Genomic DNA, 21,750 nt, shown 5'->3' on the forward strand with positions numbered 1-21,750 from the left:
ACTATATATTGATTCGTTGTTTGTTTTTCAATCTATATATTGTATTCTATCGTATAATCTCTTTTTTGACAACAAAAAAATATGAGCTGATTTTCGCTAAAGATAATCAGCTCTATCTTGTTAATTGTTGATGCAACGTATTTAATTATAACTAGCAGGGACTTTTTGTTCAAGATAAATGACAAGAAAATGAGTAAAAAGATTTATAATTTTTTATCATCAAGTCATTAAATCATTAGCGTGTATATTGAATTGCATGTAATCTAGCGAATATGCCATTTTTCGCTAGAAGTTCTTCATACGTTCCTTGTTCAGCAATGCCATCTTTTGTAACGACAACAACTCTATCCGCATCCTTAATTGTTGCTAGTCTGTGTGCAATCACTAGTGTTGTTCTATTTGTAGCCAATTCGTCTAATGATTGTTGAATAAGACGTTCTGTTTCAGTATCGAGTGCCGATGTTGCCTCATCTAATATAAGAATTGGTGGATTCTTTAAGAAAGTACGAGCAATCGCTAATCTCTGTTTTTGTCCACCTGATAATTTTAGTCCACGCTCACCAATCTGCGTATCATATCCATCAGGTAATTGTTGAATGACTTCGTCTAAATGCGCCTTTTTAGCTGCAAGGTAAATTTCGTCATCTGTTGCATTTCTGTTCCCATACGCAATATTTTCTTTAATAGTACCTGTAAATAAAAATACATCTTGTTGTACAATTCCAATTTGGGCGCGTAAAGAATGTTTTGTTACATCTCTTATATCTATTCCATCAATGGTTATTGCACCATCATCTACATCATAAAAACGAGGAATTAATGAACAGATTGTCGTCTTTCCTGCACCGGAGGGTCCAACAAATGCTACAGTTTCTCCGCTTGTTATTTGTAAATCGATATTGTTTAATACGGTTTGGTATTTGTCATAAGAAAAACTAACCTGATTAAATTGAATATTTCCAGTTAGGTGATCGACTTTCTTTGCGTTTGGTCTATCTATAATTTCAGGGGCTTTTTTGATTAATTCTTGGAAACGTTTAAAGCCAGCCATCCCTTTAGGATACAATTCGAGTAATGCACTAACTTTATCGATTGGTTTAATCAATACATTTGTATACAATACAAAACCAACTAATTCTCCGTAGTTTAATTGGTTAGTAAATACAAACCAAGCGCCCACAACCAATACGACAAGTGTAAGTAATCGTGTCATCATATACATACTAGAATGCGTTGCGGCCATAATTTTGTATGCATGAATCTTTTCTTTACGAAATTTCCCGTTGTCTATCTTGAATCGGTTAATCTCAAATTCCTCATTTGTAAAAGATTGTACGACACGGACACCAGAGACTGCATCTTCTACACGTGCATTGACGTCAGCAATATTGCTATACATATTATGCCATGCACGATTCATCGCAAAATTACAAAATGTCACGAGTGCAATTAATAAAGGAACCATGACTAAGGCGATTAGTGCAAGCTCAGGATTGATGGTAAACATAATCCAAAATGCACCAGTAAAAGTCATGATAGAGATGAAAGCATCTTCTGGACCATGGTGTGCTAGTTCTCCAATGTCAAATAAATCATTCGTGATTCGACTCATAATATGTCCTGTTTTCGTATTATCAAAAAAACGAAAGGATTGTCTTTGGACATGTGTGAATAGTTCTTCGCGCATATCTGTTTCTATATTAATTCCTAGTTTGTGCCCTAAGTAACTAACAATGAATTGTAAGAAAGTACTTAATATATATACGAGCAATAAAAGAATAGAAACAGTTACAATTACATTCCAATCTTTTCCTGGTAATAGGTCATCAATAAACCATTGAACTGCAAGAGGAAAAGCAAGTTCTAACAATGCGACAAATACCGCACTAGAGAAGTCAATAATAAAAAGCCGCTTATGTGGCTTGTAGTAAGAAAAAAATTGTTTGATCATCTGTAGCAATACTCCCTTATGAAATTGTGTGAAGTCATTATATCAGAAAAAAGAAAACATTGCTTTCTTAAAGAAACCAACTTATGTAAAAGGAATAGATGGATTGTAAATCTATGATAGCGAATTGCAAATTTTATGCTACAATAGTTTTATATTATGTTGTAGACGAAATGGAGGATGACATCATGTTGTTAGGCGCAATTGAAGCAGGTGGAACAAAATTTGTTTTAGGTGTAGGGAATGAAGCTGGAGAAATTCTTGACAAGCTGACAATCCCGACTGAACATCCTGAAATCACTGTTCCTAAAATCATCGCATTTTTTGAAGATAAGGGAATCGAACGTTTAGGATTAGGTGGATTTGGACCAATTGATATTAATAAAAATAGTGATACATATGGTAAATTACAAAAAACACCTAAAGTGGATTGGGTAGATTATCCATTAGGAGATGTGTTAAAAGATACATTGGGTGTTCCTGTTGTGATTGATACGGATGTGAATGTTGCTGCAATGTCAGAAGCAAAATGGGGAAATGCAAAAGATGTAGATACTTGTTTGTACATTACAGTTGGGACAGGTATTGGCGCTGGTGCTTACTTCCATGGTCAAACATTGAAAGGGTTATCGCATCCAGAAATGGGACATATTAAAGTCCAACGCCATCCTGATGATACGTATAGAGGTACATGCCCATACCACAGTGATTGTTTAGAAGGAATCGCTGCAGGACCATCATTAGAAAAACGTTGGGGAAAGAAAGGGCATGAATTAGCAGATGATGCGAAAGTATGGGAAATGGAAGCATATTATTTAGCACAAGCACTTACTAATTATATCTATATCTTATCACCTGAACGAATTATTATGGGTGGGGGAGTAATGAAGCAAGCGCAATTATTTCCGTTAATCAGAAAAAATGTTTTAGAGATGCTAAATGGATATGTAAGTTCTCCGTACCTTACAGAGAAAGAAATCGATCAATATATTGTTCCACCAGGATTGACAGATGAAGCTGGTGTAAAAGGTGCATTATACTTAGCAATCCATGGATAAAATCTGAGGCCGTTTTGAGATAGAATCCACAGGTTGCATGAGGGTATATAGAAAGCCATATCTCAATCGGGGTATGGTTTTTTAATTATGTGGTAGTTTGAATGAGTATAGTTGCTATATATAAAGAAAGTAGGGTAATAACTTGGAAAATCGTGATAAGTTGATGAAGGAAATAGGAGAAAATGAAATGGCATTCCCTTTAACATTTAAGGAATGGGAAGATGTAGCTAAAGAAAAGATGATTACAGGTGGATATCAATATGTATCTAAAGGAGCTGGAAGTGAAGAAACAGCAAAAAGAAATCGCACTGCATTAGAGAAATGGTCTATCATACCGCGGATGTTGAATGATGTATCCACAGTGGATGTAACTACCGAATTATTAGGTAATAAGTATGCTAGCCCTTTTTTATTATCACCAATCGGTATGCAAAAATTAGCGCATACTAATGGAGAGATAGCAACGGCACAAGCATGTAAGAAATTCATGGTTCCATTTATATTAAGTACGGTTTCTAGTTGCTCGATAGAAGAAGTAGCAGAAGTGTCAAATGGTCCGAAATGGTTTCAATTATATTGGTCGCATGAAAACCCTGAAGTATCTTATAGTATGATCCATAGAGCAGAAAAAGCTGGATATGAGGCAATAGTTGTAACGGTGGATACAGTGATGGCAGGCTGGAGAGAAGGAGATATGAAAGCAGGATTTTCTCCGTTATCATTAGGGTATGGGTCAGGTAATTACAAAACAGATCCTGTCTTTATGGCATCACTGAAAGATAAAGAAGAACAATCAATTATAGAAGAAATTCTCACACATATCCAACATCCACAATTAACATGGGATGCGATTGCTGAGATAAAGAAACGTACAACGTTACCTATTATATTGAAAGGTATCTTGCATAAAGAAGATGCACTACTAGCAGTAAAATATGGTGTGGATGGAATAATTGTATCGAATCACGGTGGTAGACAGCTAGATGGAGTGATTGCTTCGATTGATGCATTAGCTGAAATCAAAGAAGTGATAGATAAACAAATACCTATACTATTTGATAGTGGAGTCCGTCGAGGAGTGGACGCAGTAAAAGCATTAGCAATAGGAGCAGATGCGGTATGTATAGGGAGACCATATTTATATGGTTTAGCAGCACATGGTAAGGTAGGCGTAGAGAAAGTAATCGAGCGATTCATCCAAGAAACAGAAGTAACATTAGGATTAGCGGGAATTGCAAGATTAGCTGAAATAGAAAGATTAGGAATGAAAAGAGAAAAGTAGTAGTATAGAGAAAAAGCATAACAAGATGTTGGCTACTGTAAAAAGAATGTGGATATATACATTTCACAATTCGACATCTTGTTATGTTTACAAGAATTAACCTTTTAACATTGCTTGAAAAATATCAACAGGAAACAATAGTGTATCTTCATTTACTATGGAATCTTTGGCTTTAATATTATCCATCTCCATGTGTAACTTTTCCATCTTTTGATCTAATAATGTAGCTTGTTCTGCAGCTTCCTTTAATTCTTCTTTTAGCTTGCTGGGCACGTCTTTGTTATATTTATAATAAATTTTGTGCTCAAGACTTGCCCAAAAATCCATTGCAATTGTACGTATCTGAATTTCCACATAGACATTTTCAACCCGATCCGACATAAAAATAGGAACTTGAATAATGAGATGTAAACTTCTATATCCATTAGGTTTTGGATTTTTAATATAATCTTTTACCTCTATTAATGTAATATCTTTTTGACTTGTTAACATATTACAAATTTCATAAATATCTTTTGTAAAGGAACAATTGATGCGAATGCCAGCAATGTCCCTTATATGATGTTGAATGGAAGGAATAGATAATTCCAATCCTTTCTTCTTTACTTTCTTTAAGATACTTTCGGGTGATTTCATTCTAGATTTTATATGCTCTATTGGATTATACTCATGCATATATTGAAATTCTTCCTGTAATATATGAAACTTTGTGTTCACTTCTTCTAATGCGAACTTATATGCCATCATAAATCGAATTAAGTCTACTTTTAAGTGTTTTAATTCATGTCCTTCTTGTACCATCTGTAATTCCTTCCTTTACCTAGATGTCTTGTACGAATGAACTATCACTATGCTTTTTACATGATAGTATTCTTTTCTATTTATATTATGAATTGCAATGATATGGAAGTCAACGAGCAGGATATATGACAATGGAAAGGAACGATAAATGTGAACAAATTTTAACTAAATATAACGTATTTCTTTTTCATCTATAGTGTGATATGATAATAATAACAACGTTGTTAATTAGAAGAGGTGAGTGTTTGACAGAGGTTTTACTTATTTTTAAAGATATTATTTTACCTGTATTCATTTTATTAGTCATTGGCTATATTCTTTATGTAAAGTTCACTTTAGATATTGCAACACTATCAAAGTTAAACATTTACTTTGTTGTACCAGGATTTATTTTTGTTAAATTATATACAGCTACATTTGAATGGTATTTATTTGTACAAATATTGCTTTTTTTCGTCTTACTTGTTGTTGCACTCTTTTTTATTGCAGCTGGACTTGCAATTTTAATGAAATTCAAGGATGGGAAGCAGCTAACTTTCACGAATAGTGTCTTATTTTTTAACTCTGGTAATTATGGTGTACCTGTAAATGATTTAGCATTTAAGAGTGATCCATTTGCAATGTCTGTTCAAGTGATTGTTTTAACATTACAAAATATTTTTCTTTTCTCTTATGGTATATTTTCATTAAGAGCACAACGGGAAGGTAAATGGAGAGCAGCACTTGGTTATTTTAAAATGCCTGTCTTGTATGCAATGCTTGCTGGTGTTTTATGTAATACTTTAAACCTAGCGATACCTGATCCAATCCTTGTTTCTGCAACATATATATCTAATGCAATGGTTGCGCTTGCACTAATCACTTTAGGTGCGCAAGTAGCACGTTTGAAGTTCAATATTCGGTTAAAAGCTGTCTATATAAGTGCCATATTGCGTCTTATAGGTAGCCCGATTATCGCTTATTTCTTGATTCAATTATTTCAACTAGACGGAATATTAGCAAAAGCATTGTTTATTGCTTCTGCAATGCCAACATCTGTGAATAGTGCAGTGATAGCAGAAGAATATAATAGTTATCCAGATTTAGCAGCACAGACAGTTTTGTTTTCTACTATTGTCAGTATGTTTACCGTTACAGCGACAGTCTATTTAGCGCAAATACTATTTTAAACTAATAAAAGGAGAGCATGTAACATGAGTATTTTGTATGATTTAGTAAAAGACATACCTATTCCAAAAATGGTGAAAGTAAAACAACATTTTGATAACGAACAAATAGAAGATGTAACAAAACAGCTACAAGAAGCACTCCAAAAGAAAGAAGTACACAAAGGTATTAAGAAAGATATGGAGATTGCTGTAGCTGTTGGAAGTCGTGGATTAGATAGATTAGTAGAGACGACGAAAGTAACGATAGATTATCTGAAACAACATGGTGCTCGTCCTTTTATTGTACCATGTATGGGGAGTCATGGTGGAGCAACTAGCCATGGACAAAAAGCGGTGTTAGAGCATTTAGGAGTGACAGAAGAAGCGGTAGGTGCAGAGATTCGTTCTTCAATGGAAGTCATTCAGATTGATGAATTAGAGAATGGATTACCAATTTATGTCGATAAGCTTGCTTCAGAAGCCGATGGAATTGTCGTAATTAATCGCGTCAAGCCACATACAGCCTTTCGTGGACCTGTAGAGAGTGGTATTATGAAAATGATTAGTATTGGTTTAGGTAAACAAAAAGGCGCAGAGGCTTGTCATCAATTAGGTTTTAAATATATGGCAGAGAATGTTCCGGCAATGGCCAAAATTATCATTGATAAAATGCCAATTCTATTTGCAGTAGCAACAGTAGAGAATGCGTTTGATAGAATTGCTTTACTGGAAGTGTTGTTACCTGAAGAAATAGAACAAAGGGAACCTGAATTACAAAAAATAGCTAAACAATCTTTACCAAAGTTATTCTTTGACCAAATTGATGTCCTTGTCATTGACGAAATAGGAAAAAATATTAGTGGAGATGGGATGGATCCGAATATAACAGGAAGGTATCCAACACCTTATGCTTATGGTGGTCCAGATGTCAGTAAAATGGTTGTATTGGATTTAACAAAACAAACAGAAGGAAACGCAAATGGAGTAGGAACAGCCGATTTTACAACACAAAAATTAGTTGACAAAATGAATCGAGAAGTAACATATGCTAATGGATTAACATCAACAGTCGTTGGACCGACGCATATCTCTACAGCAATGACAAATGACAAAACTGCCATTCAAGCAGCAATCAAAACATGTAACATTTTAGATTTTACAAAAGCAAGAGTTGTAAGAATAAAGAATACATTGGAAATTGGAGAAATTGAAGTTTCAGAGAATATGTTAGAAGATATAGAGAAACATCCGTATTTAGAGAGAATTTCAGATTTATATGAATTCACTTTTGATTGTTCAGATGATTTAGTATAATAAATTGGAGGGATACATGATGAGTACATTATTTGATTTAACAGGTAAAGTTGCAGTTGCGTTAGGAGGAAACAGTACATTAGGTGGAGCAATTGCAAAAGGGTTTGCGACACATGGTGCGAAAGTGGCGATTGTAGGGAGAAATATAGAGACAGCAGAACAAGTTGTTGCTGACATTCGGGAAAGTGGTGGCGAGGCAAAAGCATTTCACGCAGATGTAAGCGATTTAAATACAGTGGCAACTGTCGCAAAAGAAATTGAAGCATGGGCAGGTTGCTGGGATATTGTATTAAATGCGCCTGGTATGAACAGTACGACACCGTTTCTTGATTTAGCAACAGAAGAATGGGACAAAATTATGGATGTGAATTTAAAAGGAGTCGTATTTGCTACACAAATTTTTGCCAAAAGAATGATAGAAGAAAACCGTTCTGGAAGCATTATTAACATTTCATCTGTATCTTCAACGACACCTTTATCTAAAGTATTCACATATTCCGCTTCAAAGGCAGCGATGAACAGCGTGACCCAATTTCTTGCACGTGAATTTGCACCGCATAATATTCGAGTGAACGCAATTATCCCAGGATTCTTTCCTGCTGAACAGAACCGTAAAATTTTAAGTGAAGATAGAGTGAAATCTATTATGGATCATACACCAATGAAGCGATTTGGTGAACCGGAAGAATTGCAAGGTGCAGCAATTTATTTAGCATCAGATAAAGCTAGTGGATTTGTTACAGGTACATTTCTCCGTGTTGACGGTGGATTTGGAAGTATGACGATATAAGTTATGCAAGTACAAGTAAAGAAATCTCCTATGAAGGAGGAATACATGATGATTGAGGAAAAATATGAACAGTTACAAACTATTTTACGAGATTTAGATAATGTTGTTGTGGCATTTTCTGGTGGTGTTGACAGTACCTTTTTGTTAAAGGTTGCTGTTGACACATTAGGAAAAGAGAAAGTGCTTGCAGTTACAGCAGATTCTGAGACATATCCTTCAAGTGAATTAGAAGAAGCAAAACAATTAGCATCTGCAATTGGAGCAAAACATATTGTAATCGAAACAAGCGAACTTGCGATTCCTGGTTATACAGAAAATAATAAGAATCGTTGTTACTTTTGCAAGAATAGTTTGTTTGAACATGTTTTACCAATTATGCAAAAGCATCAATTCGAAAATATGGTATATGGTGTGATAGCAGATGATATGAGTGAGTATCGTCCAGGTATGAAGGCAGCAAAGAAACATGGGGTTCGTGGACCACTTGCTGAAGCGAACTTATATAAGGAAGAAATCAGGCAGTTATCTAAGCAATTTGGTTTAGCAACATGGGAGAAGCCTTCTTTTGCTTGTTTGTCTTCAAGAATTGCGTATGGGGAAACCATAACACAAGCAAAGTTAACAAAGGTAGACCGTTCGGAAGCCTTTCTAAAAACGATTGGATTAAAGCAAGTAAGAGTCAGAACACATGGAGATATTGCAAGAATTGAAGTAGAACAACAAGACATGCATATACTACTAAACCATCATACTCGTATCACGGAACAACTGCAAAGCTATGGCTATAAATTTGTTACTATGGATTTAATTGGATATAAGAGTGGTAGCATGAATCGTGTATTAACTTAACGATTGGATGTACAGGAGGGTATCATGAAAGAAGTAGTAATTGGATTAGATATTGGTACAACAAGTGTAAAAGCTGTAGTTTTTGATTTGAACGGAAACGTTGTTACAGAATTTGAAGACTTCGTTCATACATATTATCCAAATCCAACATATGTGGAACAAAAGCCGCTTGATATTGAACGAAGTACACGTAAAGTGCTTCGGGAAGCTTTTGTAAATACGACAGATTGTAATGTATTAGCTGTTGGATTGTCATGTGCGATGCATTCTCTGATATGTGTAGATGCAAATGGGAATCCACTCACAGATATGTTGATTTGGTCTGATGGTAGAAGTAGTGAGATTGCAGACGAAATGGATGAGAATGTGAAGAAAGAAATATACAAAAAAACAGGTACACCAATCCATCCAATGTCACCATTATTAAAACTGATGTGGATGAAAAAATATGATTTTCAACAATATCATGAAGCAACGTACTTTATGTCCATGAAAGAGTATTTGTTATATACATGGTGTAAGAAACGTTGGATAGACTATTCCATGGCCTCTGCAACAGGGCTTATGAACATCCATAAATTAGACTGGGATGAAGATGCACTTCAGTTAGCAGGTGTGGAGCGAAAACAAATAAGTGAAATTGTTTCCCCAACAGCGATTTTGCCTGACGTTGAGGAAGAAATCAAAAGAGATTTACAATGGCCTTTAGGTACCAAACTTGTAATTGGTGCAGCAGATGGTCAGTTAGCTAACTTAGGTGATGGTGCAATCAAACCTGGAGAAGTAGCGATTTCTGTTGGAACGAGTGGAGCAATTAGGCAATTAATTAATGGACAGCATGTGAATGATAATGGAGAAACATTTAGTTATGCCTTTACGGATACGACTTCTATTGTTGGAGGCCCAACGAACAATGGCGGAATTGTACTGCAATGGTTAAAAGATATGGTGGAATTTGAAGGAACGCATGAGCAATTTTTAGAAGGTGCGGACACAGTTTCAGTAGGAGCAGATGGACTCTTTTTTGTTCCGTATGTTAACGGGGAGCGCGCGCCCGTATGGAATCAACAAGCAAGAGGGAATTTTTATGGTTTGTCGATTATACATACAAGAAAATATCTCGTTCGTGCAGTATTAGAAGGGATTGTGTTTAACTTATATCAAATTGGCCAATCTTTAGAAGAAATTGCTGGTCCACCGACAAGTATTTCTGTAAATGGAGGGCTTTCTAAATCTGCATTATGGGTACAAATTGTAGCAGATGTATTTGGAAAAGAAATTCAATTATCAGGTACCCATCATGGTGCTGCGTGGGGAGCATCATGGACTGCATTAGTTGCAATGGATAAAGTGGAGTCATTTGAACAAATTAAACAACATATTCCAATAGAGAAGGTTGTCCAACCAAACCTTACAAATCACGAACAATATGCTCGTATTTTTGTGAAATATCAACACATCGCAAAAGACATCGAGAAATTTTTTTGATTGGTTAGAAAATTATGTGATGAATACTTGTGAAAAAATGTCACGAGAAAAAATGGAAGTCTCACTTTATTTCAGTTGATGCGTTCCAGTCTCTATGTTTCTAAACGGGTGTTTCCACTTTTGAATCATCCAGCTACAACACCCAGAAACTAGGAGACTTCACGTATCAACTATCAATAAGTCATCATCGGTTCGTACCTCACCGTGATTCCTTTATTTCAGTTGATGCGTTCCAGTCTCTACGTTTCTGAACGGGTGTTTCCACTTTTGAATCATTAAACGGGGGTTAATCATGTTAGAAGATATCTTACATCAAGTAGCGAATGGAGAACTATCACCAGAAGAAGCAAAAGAAAAATTAGCAACATTTGAAAATTTAGGATTTGCTAAAGTGGACCATCATCGTAAAAAACGACAAGGATTTCCAGAAGTAATCTTTGGTGAAGGGAAAAGTGCGTCACAAATTATCGATATTTCCCGGGCAATGATGAATAAACAAGAAAATATATTAATTACAAGAGTATCGGAAGAGAAAGCGACTGCTATTTGCGAAGAAATCCCATCTTTTGAATATGATCAAATAAGCAGAACATTAGTAAGGCGGTATCAAGAGAAACTAGAGTATCAGTTAGATGGATATATTGCTATCGTATGTGCGGGAACTTCGGATTTATCTGTAGCAGAAGAGGCTGCTAAAACAGCGGAAGCCTTTGGTGTAGAAGTGAGAAGATTTTATGATGTAGGCGTTGCTGGTATTCATCGATTATTTGCACATATCGATGAGATTCGTGATGCCACTGTATCTGTTGTCATTGCAGGGATGGAAGGTGCTTTACCTAGTGTTGTTGGTGGGCTTGTTTCACATCCAATTATTGCAGTGCCTACTAGTATTGGATATGGTGCGAACTTCCAAGGACTGTCTGCATTGCTTACGATGCTCAATTCATGCGCATCAGGAATTAGCGTGGTAAATATTGATAACGGATTTGGTGGCGCATATAATGCAATCTTGATTCATCGACTTGCAAATAAGAGAACGTGATTTTAGCTTATACATCTTATCTTTTAGCAATTAAATGAATAAGATGTATTTTTGTTGTCAGATTAATATATGCAATTATTATATAAGTTCATTTAGATGTGTTGAGAGAAGGATGTTTTTAATGAAAAAATATATTGTCTTTTTATTTCTCGTACTTCTTTTTATTGTTGGTTGTACAGAGAAAACACCGGAAATATCACAAGCGTATGAAAGGAAAGAACTAGTCTTAGCTATCGGGGGAGAACCAGAAGGATTTGATCCAACAACGGGTTGGGGAAGATATGGAAGTCCTCTATTTCAAAGTACATTATTATCAAGAGACCAAGATTTACAAATTACAACAGATTTAGCAACTGCATATGAGGTATCTGATGATGGATTAATCTGGACAATCACATTACGAAAAGATGCTAAATTTTCCGATGGGAATGATGTAACAATCAAAGATGTGATGTTCACATTTAATCAAGCAAAGCATTCACAATCCATTGTTGACTTAACTAATTTAGCAGAGATGAAGGAAATAGATACATATACAATAGAATTTCACTTAAAGAAACCACAATCCACATTTGTTACAGTCTTACAAACATTAGGAATTGTTCCGGCGCATCTCTATGATGAAACTTATGCTGAAGAGCCAATAGGTTCTGGTCCATATACATTTGTAGAATGGCGTAAAGGAGAACAGCTAATTGTGGAGAGAAATCCATATTATTATGGGAAAAAACCTGAATTTGAGCGATTAGTATTCCTATTTGCTGAAGAAGATCAAGCATTAGCACAAGCAAAAGCAGGACTAATAGATGTTTTATCATTACCGATTAGTTATGCCCAAACAGAGATAACTGGAATGAAGCGGTTATCCCTTCAGAGTGTAGACAATCGAGGTGTGATGTTACCGACAACGGCACCTTATGTAAATGAGAAAAATGAGGAAATAGGAAATGTAGTAACACAAGATATTGCGATAAGACAAGCAATGAATTATGCAGTAGATCGTCAAGCAATGGTTGACGGCATATTAAATGGGGAAGGTACGGAAGCATATTCAAGTGTAGATCAACTGCCATGGGGAACAGATGAAGCAAGAATAGAACATGATGTCACAAAAGCGCACACTATTATGAATAAAGCAGGATGGGATAAGAAAGCAGATGGGATATATGAGAAAGATGGGGTGCGCGCTAGTTTTACATTATACTATCCATCAGGTGATCAAATGCGACAATCTCTGTCTCTTGTATTTGCTGATCAAATGAACCAGTTTGGTATCGAAGTGAAGACAGCTTCTGAGAGTTGGAATGAACTTGATAAATTAATGCATGCAAATCCTGTAATGATGGGATGGGGAAGTCATGACCCAATCGAATTATATTATTTATTCGGTTCAGAAATGAAAGGTATCGATTATTATAATAGTAATTATTATGAGAATGAAGTGGTGGATGAATATCTCACCAAAGCAATCCATGCAACGTCTGATGTGGAAGCCAATCAATATTGGCAATCTATTCAATGGGATGGGAACACAGGTGTTAGTGCGAAGGGAGATGCACCATGGGTATGGCTTGTTAACTTAAATCACATTTACTATATAAATGAAGAAATAGATATTGGTCAACAAAAAATTCAACCACATGGTCATGGATGGCCAATTACTGATTTTATTACAGAATGGCATGATTCATCTGATAAGAAGAAATGAGGAACATAACATGCAACTAGTAAGATTTTTATTAAAAAAGACAATTCGATTTCTTCTATTATTAGTTGCAGTAAGTATGATTACATTTGTATTAATTAGTTTATCCCCAATCGATCCGATTCGAGCATATATAGGAGCAGATCTATTAGTGATAAGTCCAGAGCAAAAGGCTAATATTGAAGCATATTGGGGATTGAACGAACCAATGTTTCTTCAATATGTGCACTGGCTTAGTAGTTTATTGACAGGAGACTTTGGTGTTTCGCTTACTTATCGAACAGAAGTGACCGATGTGATTGCAGATCGCTTCTTTGCATCTATTATATTGATGGCATTAGCTTGGGTAATGCAAGGTATGATTGGAATTGTTCTAGGTATTATTGCAGCATTAAAGAAAGATAGTTGGATAGATAAATGGATTAAAGGATATTGTTATGTATTATTAGCAACACCTAGCTTTTGGTTAGGCTTAGTGTTATTAATGTTATTTGCTGTTTGGCTCGATATTTTACCTGTTGGTTTAAGCGCACCGATTGGATTAACAAGAGAGGAAGTATCTATAGGTGATCGAATCTATCATGCGATTCTTCCTGCATTAACATTAAGTATTATTGGTGTATCTAGTATTTGTTTACATACAAGAGAAAAATTACTTGAAGTAATGAATCAACCATACATACGACAAGCACGTGCAAATGGATTAAGTGGGTGGACATTATTCCGTCAGCAAGCTTTTCCGAATATGATTATTCCGGTAATGACATTACATTTTGCATCATTTGGCGAATTGTTCGGTGGAGTTATATTAGCAGAGCAAGTTTTTAGTTATCCTGGAATGGGACAAGCAATTGTAGACGCTGGATTAAATGGTGATATACCACTTTTATTAGGAATTGTCTTAATTAGTGCCTGCTTCGTTTTTATTGGTAATTTTCTTGCAGATTTCTTTAGTTCCCTCATTGATCCGAGGTTAAGAAATGAGGGGTGGATGTGAAGCGTATGAAAGTAATGTGGCCAATTAGTTTATTTTTGTTCATTTATCTATTATCTATTTCGATCGATTCAGAATCTATTACACTGCAATTAGAATCGCGCAATTCTGCTCCAAGTATAGCCCATTTGTTTGGAACAGATTGGTTAGGAAGAGATATGTTTTTTCGTACATTAAAAGCATTACAACTTAGTATTAATGTAGGGCTTTTGACTGCAGTATTGTCAACAATAATTAGTTTTCTATTAGCAATCATTGCGACATTTCACCGTAAAATAGATTTCGTCATTTCTTGGTTGATTGATGTTTGCTTAAGTTTGCCACATTTAGTTACATTACTACTTATCTCATTTGTCGTAGGTGGAGGAATGAAAGGTGTGATTATAGGATTAGTGCTTACACATTGGCCTAACCTTACCCGTATATTACGTATAGAAATGTTACAACTTAAACAATCCACATATGTTAAGTTTTCGGAACGATTGGGTAAACGATTTTGGTGGCGAGCACTCCATCATTATTTGCCACATGTACTCCCACATTTGTTGGTTGGTTTTACAGTGATTTTCCCACATGCGATTTTGCATGAAGCTGCAATTACATTCCTAGGATTTGGTTTGCCTCAAGATATGCCAGCAATCGGCGTGATATTATCTGAATCGATGCAATATTTGTCTACAGGGATGTGGTGGCTTGCATTTTTCCCTGGTGCGATGTTATGTATCATTATCTTGTTATTGCAAAGTAGTGCAACAAGATGGAAAAAAATATTGGTAAAGGACCATACATATGAAACCACTACTTCAATTTAAACAAGTATCTATTTATCATCCTAAATCGGATAATACAATCCTTAACGAAATCAACTTTACGATTCCACATGGAGAAATTGTTGCATTACTTGGACCTAGTGGTATAGGGAAAAGTTTATTAGCACAATCGATTTTTAGCTTGTTACCAGAAAATTTAAAGATGTCAGGAGAAATAACGTTTCAGGCCCAAGCGCTAACAAAAGCTAAGAGAGGGAGAGATCTTGTTCTTATTCCACAATCTGTAGAAGCACTGAATCCATTAATGAAAATTGGAAAACAACTTCATACTCTAACAAATAATAAACAAAAGATAAAGAATACATTGTTGGAATTAGGTTTAGAAGAATCGATTATGCGTAGCTATCCTTTTGAATTATCGGGTGGTCAGCGAAGACGTGTCATGATTGCTATGGCACTAGTAAGTGATGCAAAATTAGTGGTGGCAGATGAACCTACTCCAGGGTTAGATATGGAAGCACGTCAAGATTTGCTTCAACTATTGTTGAAAATAAAAGAGCAGAAAAAAAGCTTACTTTTCATTACACACGATTTTCTTGCTGCACAACAAATAGCGGATAAAATTGTCGTATTAAAAAATGGTAGTGTGATAGATTGTATCGTAAGGGAAGGATGCGCATTTACGGATGAATCGTTTAGCCATCCATATACAAGAGCTCTTTGGCGTGCACTACCTGAACAATCTTTCACATGTGAGTGAAGTAATCTATATTAAAATGGCTATTCTTTCAAAAGAGGTGAGGGGTTTCATGTTAACATTATCTGACATATCTTATAAATATAGATCGAACCAAATTGTTTTTGAGCATGTATCCTTCGCTATTGACCAAGGCGAAATAGTTGGATTAATTGGGAGAAGTGGTGTAGGAAAAACCACATTAGCAAAAATCATTGCAGGATATTTACGTCCAATCGCTGGTCATCTTTCCATTACACAAGAGAAAGGAAAGGCGCACCCAGTCCAATTAATTTGGCAACATCCAGAAGAAGCAGTAAATCCTAAATGGAGAATAAAAAGAATTTTAACAGAAGTAGGACCAATTAATGAAGACTTACTTGCATTATTTCAAATTGATAGAGCTTGGCTTGAACGATTTCCTAATCAATTGTCAGGAGGACAATTACAGAGAATATGTATTGTAAGAGCATTGATGACGAATCCAAGTTATATTATTGCGGATGAGATGACAACAATGCTTGACCCTATTACTCAAGTGACAATTTGGAAAGCTTTTTTATCGTATGTTCGTTCCAGAAATATTGGTGTTCTCATTATTAGTCATGACCAAGCTTTATTAGGGCATGTTGCAACAAGAATTGTAACTTTTGAGAAATTACTATAAAATAATTGAAACATATGGTAGACGCATTGCGTATACATACTAGCATATTTATAAGAGGGGGAGACATGATGAGAGAACAACCAACAGAAAGAATAGCAAAAGATGCTATTAAAGCCTGGCAAATAACAGCACATTTAACCGCTATTATTTTCTTAATTGTAAGTATTGCTGCATTTGTCGCGGCTTATTTCTTTGACTTTATTTCATATTGGATCGGTATCATTGCTATAAGTATCACTATAGTGGAATGGATTATCACTTGCTTTATTGTACCGAAATTGAGATGGAGAAGATGGCGTTATCAAATATATGACCAAGAAATCTACATACAACATGGCATTATTGTAGTAACGAGAACAGTTGTCCCGATGATTCGTGTACAGCATGTTGATACAGAGCAAGGACCGATTTTAAAGAAATATGGGTTAGCAACATTACAAATTTCAACAGCTGCAACGAAGCATGAGATTCCTGCATTACTAGAAGAAGAAGCGGCAGATTTACGTGACCAAATCTCTGCGTTAGCAAGGGTGGAACAAGATGATGTCTGAACCAAAGCGAATCCATCCAATTGGTATGCTTTTGTCTATTTTTAAGATAATAAAACAAACTGCACTGAGTTATTTACCGCTTCTTATTATCGCTATAAGTAGTAAACAATGGATGTATATTCTGATTGGTGCAATCGCTATTCTAGTATTTTTGTTAGTATACACATTCCTTTCATGGTGGCGCTATACATATCTATTAGAAGAAGACCAAATTAGGATTGAACAAGGAATTATCGTTAGAAAAAAACGAACGATATCGAAACACCGTATTCAGTCGATTGATTTATCCCAAAATTTGATTCATCGTATCTTTGGATTGACGAAGGTCCAGATTGAAACAGCAGGTAGTGATCATAACATTGATGCATCTTTACATGCTGTCACAATGGAAGAAGGGCGCTATGTCCATGATCAATTGAAATACAATAAACAAATGAAAGAGCAGCTGTCTGATGAGGCAGAAGGACATAATTTAGAAATGAAAGAACAGCCTGCTCATCCGTTTAAAAAAGTTACTCCACGAGCGCTTATTATTGCAGGTTCGACTTCTGGCAGTTTTGGAATTATTCTTGGTTTATTCGCAATCGGATTTTCTGAGCTTGAGACATTTATCCCAGACCATTTCTACAATCAGGCTACAGCATGGGTAATGGCGCAAGCGTTGCAAGTATTGATTGCTCTTGCTATTGTTGTTTTCATTTTTATATGGGTACTTGGAATTGTTACGACACTTATTCAATATTGGGATTTCACTGTTACTAGATACGAGAAGGAATTGTATATTACAAGAGGATTAATAGAGAAGAAACAATCTACCATTCCACTTAAGAGAATTCAAGCAATCGGAATGAAAGAATCAATCTTACGTCAACCACTAGGTTACGCATCCTTGTATGTAGAAATAGCTAGTGGAGAAATTAGTCAAAATGGAGAAACAACGACATTACTCTTTCCACTAATGAAAAAAGCTAAAGTAAAAGACTTTTTGCAAGAAGTATTACCAGAATATGATTATACAATCGACCAACCAACATCACTACCAAAAAGGTCGTTACCGTATTATTTAATTAGATCTATTCTCTTTCCGCTTCTAGCAACAATTATTCTTGCATTTACATTACTTGAGTGGGTTTATATCCCTATTATTGCAACGATTCTAGCGGCAGTGTTCGGATATTGGCAGTACAAAACAGTAAAATTCCAGTTAGAAAAAGACTATTTATTTGTGCAGAGTAGACTATTAAGTAGAGATACAGTCATCGTTAAACATTCTCGTATCCAATCAATGCAAAAGAAACAACACTTTTTGCATCGAAAGCAACAATTGGCTTCGATTAATATAGCTATCCTTAATAAATTTGTCGGACGTCATATTACAATAAGAGAAATGGAACTAGATGAGGCGTATCAAATTGCTGATTGGTATTCTTATCAAAAGAAATAACTTAGTCAAATGAAACAACAAAAGTGCAAGTTGGAGTTACTTTCACAAATCCAACTTGCATTTTTTTATAGGTTAGAAAATTGTAAAATTAGCTTTCTTTTTCTAAAATTGCTACACATTCCACATGCGACGAGTGGATGGAATGGATGTATTTGCGTTTTTAGCAAAATGCTCGTCTGCGGGAACATATCATACAGGTGCTTGATATGAAAAACGGGCTTTTCAAGTATTTCCATACCCATTTCTGCTATTGTTTTATAAAATGAATTAATCAAATTCATTTGTATACCCTCTTTTACATTTCTTATATTTATAAAATACTTGTTCGTAATATCGTAAGAACATGGTTTACGAAAAGTTTATAATTCTTTTCTTCAGAGCAAATCTTCATATTTTCGTTTACCGTATAAAATTCACATAATAATCACTTTTCTCTTCTGTTCATCTAAAATATAAAAGATGATATAGGAGTCAACAATGATTCTCCTATAACCTTTCAATCGTAGATATTCATCAGTGAGTCGAGTACCTAAATTCGGAAATTCCTTTAATTGCATGATACTATTTTCTACTCGATCCAATAACTCTGTTGCAGCACTTTCGACAAATAACTCTTCTGAAATATAACAGTATATGTCATCTAGGTCATTCATTGCAACGTTAGTAAAATGGACAGAATAATTATTCTCTACCATACTTCTTCTTGATCCTTTCAAACACTACTTCAGCATCTAAAAGTTCATCTTTATTGTTAAGCTCCATTTCTGCTTCTGTTAACTTTTCATATAGCTCTGCTTTTGCCAACTTTTCTTTATATGTTTCCATACTCATGACAACTAAATGACCATAACCATTTTTCGTAATATATACGGGTTCATTACGTTCATGACAAAGTTCTGAAATTTCGTTTGTATTTCTTAAGTCTTTAATTGGTCTAATTTCCGGCATAATAACCCCTCCACTTCAGTTCATAATCATGTCTTTATTATAACATAATTATGTTTAATTAGCGTATCTATTCAAATGGTTGACCGTTAAAATGAAAGACAATATCCATTCTGTCCACTCCCTAGTTAAACATTGTTTCTGTCAACTCAACATATTCTTATTTTGTAGTATGATGATTTGTTCCCACAAACAAAAAGACATCCATTTCGTCAAGTTGACAAAATAGATGTCTCGTCTTAAGAACGTTGTTATATCATTATTTATTCTCTAGACATCAATGCTACAAGCTCCACATGGATAGTATGTGGGAACAAATCGACAGGTTGAACTTGTTTTAGTTTATAGCCAAATGGTTCCAATTCTTTTATGTCTGTTGCAAATGTATCGGGATTACATGACACATATACTATTTTATCTGGTTGTGCCCTGCCAATTCGACGCATTACCTTTCCACCAGCTCCGGATCTAGGGGGATCGAGTAATAATAGGTTAGGAATACCGAATGTTTCTAGTACCTCATCAATCCCTCTTCGTGCATCTTTTGCTAAGAAATACGTGTTTGTTACATCGTTGTCTTTTGCATTACGTTTGGCTGATTCGATGGATGCTTCAACAATTTCTATTCCTGCAAGTGAGCCAACTTTATCTGCGAATGGTAAAGAAAATGTACCTACACCACAGAATAAATCAATCATCTTATCGTCTTTAGTTGGTTGTGCCATTTCTAATGCCAACTCGACTAATTTTTGTGCTTGGATTGGATTAGTTTGAAAAAATGTATCAAACCATAAACGATAACGGTAGCCTAACATTTCATCATATATGAAGTCTCTTCCAGCTAATACATGGGTATTCTCAGATTGTGTTCTATCAGCCCAATCTCGATTTTCTAACCAAAGAAGACTTTTCACTTGTGGATACATTGTTGTAATTCTGCTTACTAAGTCCTCTACGGCTGTAGTTAATGGACCACTAGGTGATTCTGTTGCAAATATTCCTAGCATCATTTCACCTGTTGTAAAAGATTGACGTACCATTAAATGCCGTAGAAGTCCCTCGTGTGTATCTTTATCATATCCTTGCAAGCAATGTTCTTTTGTCCATTTTACAACTTCCATTGTGGCATCGACCATGTCGTTACCAGCGATTAAGCATGTTTCTAATGGAATAACTTTTCTGAAATTTCCTTGTTCATGTAATCCTAATGAGCCATCTTTTGAAAATGTAAATTCCATTTTATTTCGATAGTGCCACTCTTCGTTCATTCCAATTGCGTGTGCAACTAAAGATGGATCAAATCCTTCTTGTGCAATCACTTTTTTTACATGGTTTGTTTTTTCTTCTAATTGCCCTGTATATGACCAATGTTGCCACACGCAACCTCCGCATCGGTCAAAATGTGGACATGGTGGTTCGACACGTTCAGGATGCTCTTCGATGATTTCATCTGCAGCAACAATAGCCCATTTGCGTTCAGGGTTCTCTACTGTTACTTTCACCGTTTCGCCTACTAATGTCTGTGGAATATTCAATTTAAGTTTTTTTGGATTTACTTCACCTGTATCTCGCCAAACAATTGCTTTACCTGACCCTTTTTTATCTAGTTCTTCGATTTTTGTGATATATGTTTCAACATTTGCTGCCAAATGAATTCCTCCTACTCTAAAAACACGTACTTTCTAACTATCCATCATACTAATTAATAGATTAATTTACAATACATACAAGTGAGTTTTCTTTTCAACTAAAAAAACGTAATGCTTCATTTAAAACGAAACACTACGTTCACACCTATGTATGGAGCGGGTGAAGAGAATCGAACTCTCGACATCAGCTTGGAAGGCTGAGGTTTTACCACTAAACTACACCCGCATAAATGACACACATTTTTCTTTAAGTTAGAGAAAACTCAACAAAAATTTACATAAAATTAATAAAATGATGTTTCTAATTATAACAATCTCTATGTGTAGATGCAACAATTTATCAAAAAAAGTTTATCTTTTTTCCCTTTGGGTATTTTATAGAGTAAATACACGAAACAAAAAAAAAGGAGAGAATAACATGATTTGGACAATTATTGGAATTTTATTATTAATTTGGATTGTAGGCTTTTTACTAGACTTTGCAGGTGGACTTATTCATGTCCTACTTGTCATTGCATTAGTAGTATTTATTTACAAAATGATTCGAAAATGATAACTAATACGAACGC

General features: G+C 35.2%; 21 protein-coding genes and 1 tRNA gene. 16 read left to right on the forward strand and 6 right to left on the reverse strand.

Translation table 11 applies throughout. The features are described 5' to 3' along the window. Positions 1-235: 235 nt before the first annotated feature. Positions 236-1,951 (reverse strand): ABC transporter ATP-binding protein, encoded by a 1,716-nt coding sequence (locus tag ACFOZ1_RS03095; protein ID WP_390195739.1) that lies wholly within the window; start codon positions 1,949-1,951, stop codon positions 236-238. 185 nt (positions 1,952-2,136) lie between these two features. Here ACFOZ1_RS03095 and ACFOZ1_RS03100 point away from each other — a divergent pair, with 185 nt between their 5' ends. Both ACFOZ1_RS03100 and ACFOZ1_RS03105 read left to right on the forward strand, forming a co-directional pair. Beyond that, a complete protein-coding gene (locus ACFOZ1_RS03100; protein ID WP_390195741.1) occupies positions 2,137-3,006 on the forward strand; it encodes an ROK family protein in 870 nt (289 codons plus the stop codon). A gap of 142 nt (positions 3,007-3,148) precedes the next feature. Continuing rightward, positions 3,149-4,288, forward strand: coding sequence for an alpha-hydroxy acid oxidase (locus ACFOZ1_RS03105; protein WP_390195743.1), 1,140 nt, complete (start codon positions 3,149-3,151; stop codon positions 4,286-4,288). Positions 4,289-4,384: 96 nt separating this feature from the next. Here the strand turns inward: ACFOZ1_RS03105 and ACFOZ1_RS03110 are convergent, their stop codons facing one another. Further along, positions 4,385-5,089, reverse strand: a complete 705-nt coding sequence (locus ACFOZ1_RS03110) for a GTP pyrophosphokinase (RefSeq protein WP_390195745.1) — start codon at positions 5,087-5,089, stop codon at positions 4,385-4,387. 245 nt (positions 5,090-5,334) lie between these two features. Between ACFOZ1_RS03110 and ACFOZ1_RS03115 the strand changes: the two genes are divergently transcribed. From ACFOZ1_RS03115 to ACFOZ1_RS03175, 13 genes are all read left to right on the forward strand, one after another. Further along, the gene (locus ACFOZ1_RS03115; RefSeq protein ID WP_390195747.1) at positions 5,335-6,258 is read left to right on the forward strand and encodes an AEC family transporter; all 924 of its coding nucleotides are present in this window, start codon (positions 5,335-5,337) and stop codon (positions 6,256-6,258) included. 24 nt (positions 6,259-6,282) lie between these two features. Beyond that, on the forward strand, positions 6,283-7,551 hold the full coding sequence (locus ACFOZ1_RS03120) for a nickel pincer cofactor-dependent isomerase, group 22 (protein WP_390195749.1): 1,269 nt from the start codon (positions 6,283-6,285) through the stop codon (positions 7,549-7,551). A 19-nt stretch (positions 7,552-7,570) separates the two neighbouring features. Beyond that, on the forward strand, positions 7,571-8,341 hold the full coding sequence (locus ACFOZ1_RS03125) for an SDR family oxidoreductase (RefSeq protein ID WP_390195751.1): 771 nt from the start codon (positions 7,571-7,573) through the stop codon (positions 8,339-8,341). Positions 8,342-8,389: 48 nt separating this feature from the next. Further along, positions 8,390-9,190, forward strand: a complete 801-nt coding sequence (gene larE / locus ACFOZ1_RS03130) for an ATP-dependent sacrificial sulfur transferase LarE (RefSeq protein ID WP_390195753.1) — start codon at positions 8,390-8,392, stop codon at positions 9,188-9,190. A gap of 24 nt (positions 9,191-9,214) precedes the next feature. After that, positions 9,215-10,678 carry a gluconokinase gene (locus tag ACFOZ1_RS03135; RefSeq protein ID WP_390195755.1) on the forward strand — a complete coding sequence of 488 codons (1,464 nt, stop codon included), beginning with the start codon at positions 9,215-9,217 and terminating at the stop codon, positions 10,676-10,678. A 292-nt stretch (positions 10,679-10,970) separates the two neighbouring features. After that, on the forward strand, positions 10,971-11,720 hold the full coding sequence (larB, locus tag ACFOZ1_RS03140) for a nickel pincer cofactor biosynthesis protein LarB (RefSeq protein ID WP_390195757.1): 750 nt from the start codon (positions 10,971-10,973) through the stop codon (positions 11,718-11,720). Between the two features lie 121 nt (positions 11,721-11,841). Continuing rightward, positions 11,842-13,428 (forward strand): ABC transporter substrate-binding protein, encoded by a 1,587-nt coding sequence (locus ACFOZ1_RS03145; RefSeq protein ID WP_390195759.1) that lies wholly within the window; start codon positions 11,842-11,844, stop codon positions 13,426-13,428. A gap of 10 nt (positions 13,429-13,438) precedes the next feature. Next, positions 13,439-14,422, forward strand: coding sequence for an ABC transporter permease (locus tag ACFOZ1_RS03150; protein ID WP_390195761.1), 984 nt, complete (start codon positions 13,439-13,441; stop codon positions 14,420-14,422). Between the two features lie 5 nt (positions 14,423-14,427). Then, the gene (locus tag ACFOZ1_RS03155; RefSeq protein ID WP_390198036.1) at positions 14,428-15,231 is read left to right on the forward strand and encodes an ABC transporter permease; all 804 of its coding nucleotides are present in this window, start codon (positions 14,428-14,430) and stop codon (positions 15,229-15,231) included. Next, positions 15,209-15,949, forward strand: a complete 741-nt coding sequence (locus ACFOZ1_RS03160) for an ATP-binding cassette domain-containing protein (RefSeq protein ID WP_390195763.1) — start codon at positions 15,209-15,211, stop codon at positions 15,947-15,949. The genes ACFOZ1_RS03155 and ACFOZ1_RS03160 overlap by 23 nt, the downstream gene beginning before the upstream one ends. Positions 15,950-15,998: 49 nt before the next feature. Further along, the gene (locus ACFOZ1_RS03165; RefSeq protein WP_390195765.1) at positions 15,999-16,592 is read left to right on the forward strand and encodes an ABC transporter ATP-binding protein; all 594 of its coding nucleotides are present in this window, start codon (positions 15,999-16,001) and stop codon (positions 16,590-16,592) included. Between the two features lie 68 nt (positions 16,593-16,660). Next, positions 16,661-17,143, forward strand: a complete 483-nt coding sequence (locus tag ACFOZ1_RS03170; protein WP_390195767.1) for a PH domain-containing protein — start codon at positions 16,661-16,663, stop codon at positions 17,141-17,143. Continuing rightward, positions 17,136-18,587: a PH domain-containing protein gene (locus tag ACFOZ1_RS03175; protein WP_390195769.1), complete on the forward strand. Its 1,452-nt coding sequence runs from the start codon at positions 17,136-17,138 to the stop codon at positions 18,585-18,587. Before ACFOZ1_RS03170 ends, ACFOZ1_RS03175 begins: the two co-directional genes overlap by 8 nt. Positions 18,588-19,000: 413 nt before the next feature. Here the strand turns inward: ACFOZ1_RS03175 and ACFOZ1_RS03180 are convergent, their stop codons facing one another. From ACFOZ1_RS03180 to ACFOZ1_RS03195, 4 genes are all read right to left on the reverse strand, one after another. Then, complete coding sequence (locus ACFOZ1_RS03180; RefSeq protein ID WP_390195771.1) at positions 19,001-19,282, reverse strand: type II toxin-antitoxin system RelE/ParE family toxin; 282 nt, start codon at positions 19,280-19,282, stop codon at positions 19,001-19,003. Beyond that, positions 19,269-19,535, reverse strand: coding sequence for a type II toxin-antitoxin system Phd/YefM family antitoxin (locus ACFOZ1_RS03185; protein ID WP_390195773.1), 267 nt, complete (start codon positions 19,533-19,535; stop codon positions 19,269-19,271). The genes ACFOZ1_RS03180 and ACFOZ1_RS03185 overlap by 14 nt, the downstream gene beginning before the upstream one ends. A gap of 260 nt (positions 19,536-19,795) precedes the next feature. After that, on the reverse strand, positions 19,796-21,181 hold the full coding sequence (rlmD, locus tag ACFOZ1_RS03190; protein ID WP_390195775.1) for a 23S rRNA (uracil(1939)-C(5))-methyltransferase RlmD: 1,386 nt from the start codon (positions 21,179-21,181) through the stop codon (positions 19,796-19,798). Between the two features lie 152 nt (positions 21,182-21,333). After that, positions 21,334-21,407 (reverse strand) — tRNA-Gly (locus tag ACFOZ1_RS03195). Between the two features lie 192 nt (positions 21,408-21,599). Between ACFOZ1_RS03195 and ACFOZ1_RS03200 the strand changes: the two genes are divergently transcribed. After that, complete coding sequence (locus tag ACFOZ1_RS03200) at positions 21,600-21,734, forward strand: lmo0937 family membrane protein (RefSeq protein ID WP_390195777.1); 135 nt, start codon at positions 21,600-21,602, stop codon at positions 21,732-21,734. Positions 21,735-21,750 lie beyond the last annotated feature (16 nt).

Origin of the sequence: Gracilibacillus marinus (assembly GCF_042651725.1) — a bacterium.
GTDB lineage: Bacteria > Bacillota > Bacilli > Bacillales > Amphibacillaceae > Gracilibacillus > Gracilibacillus marinus.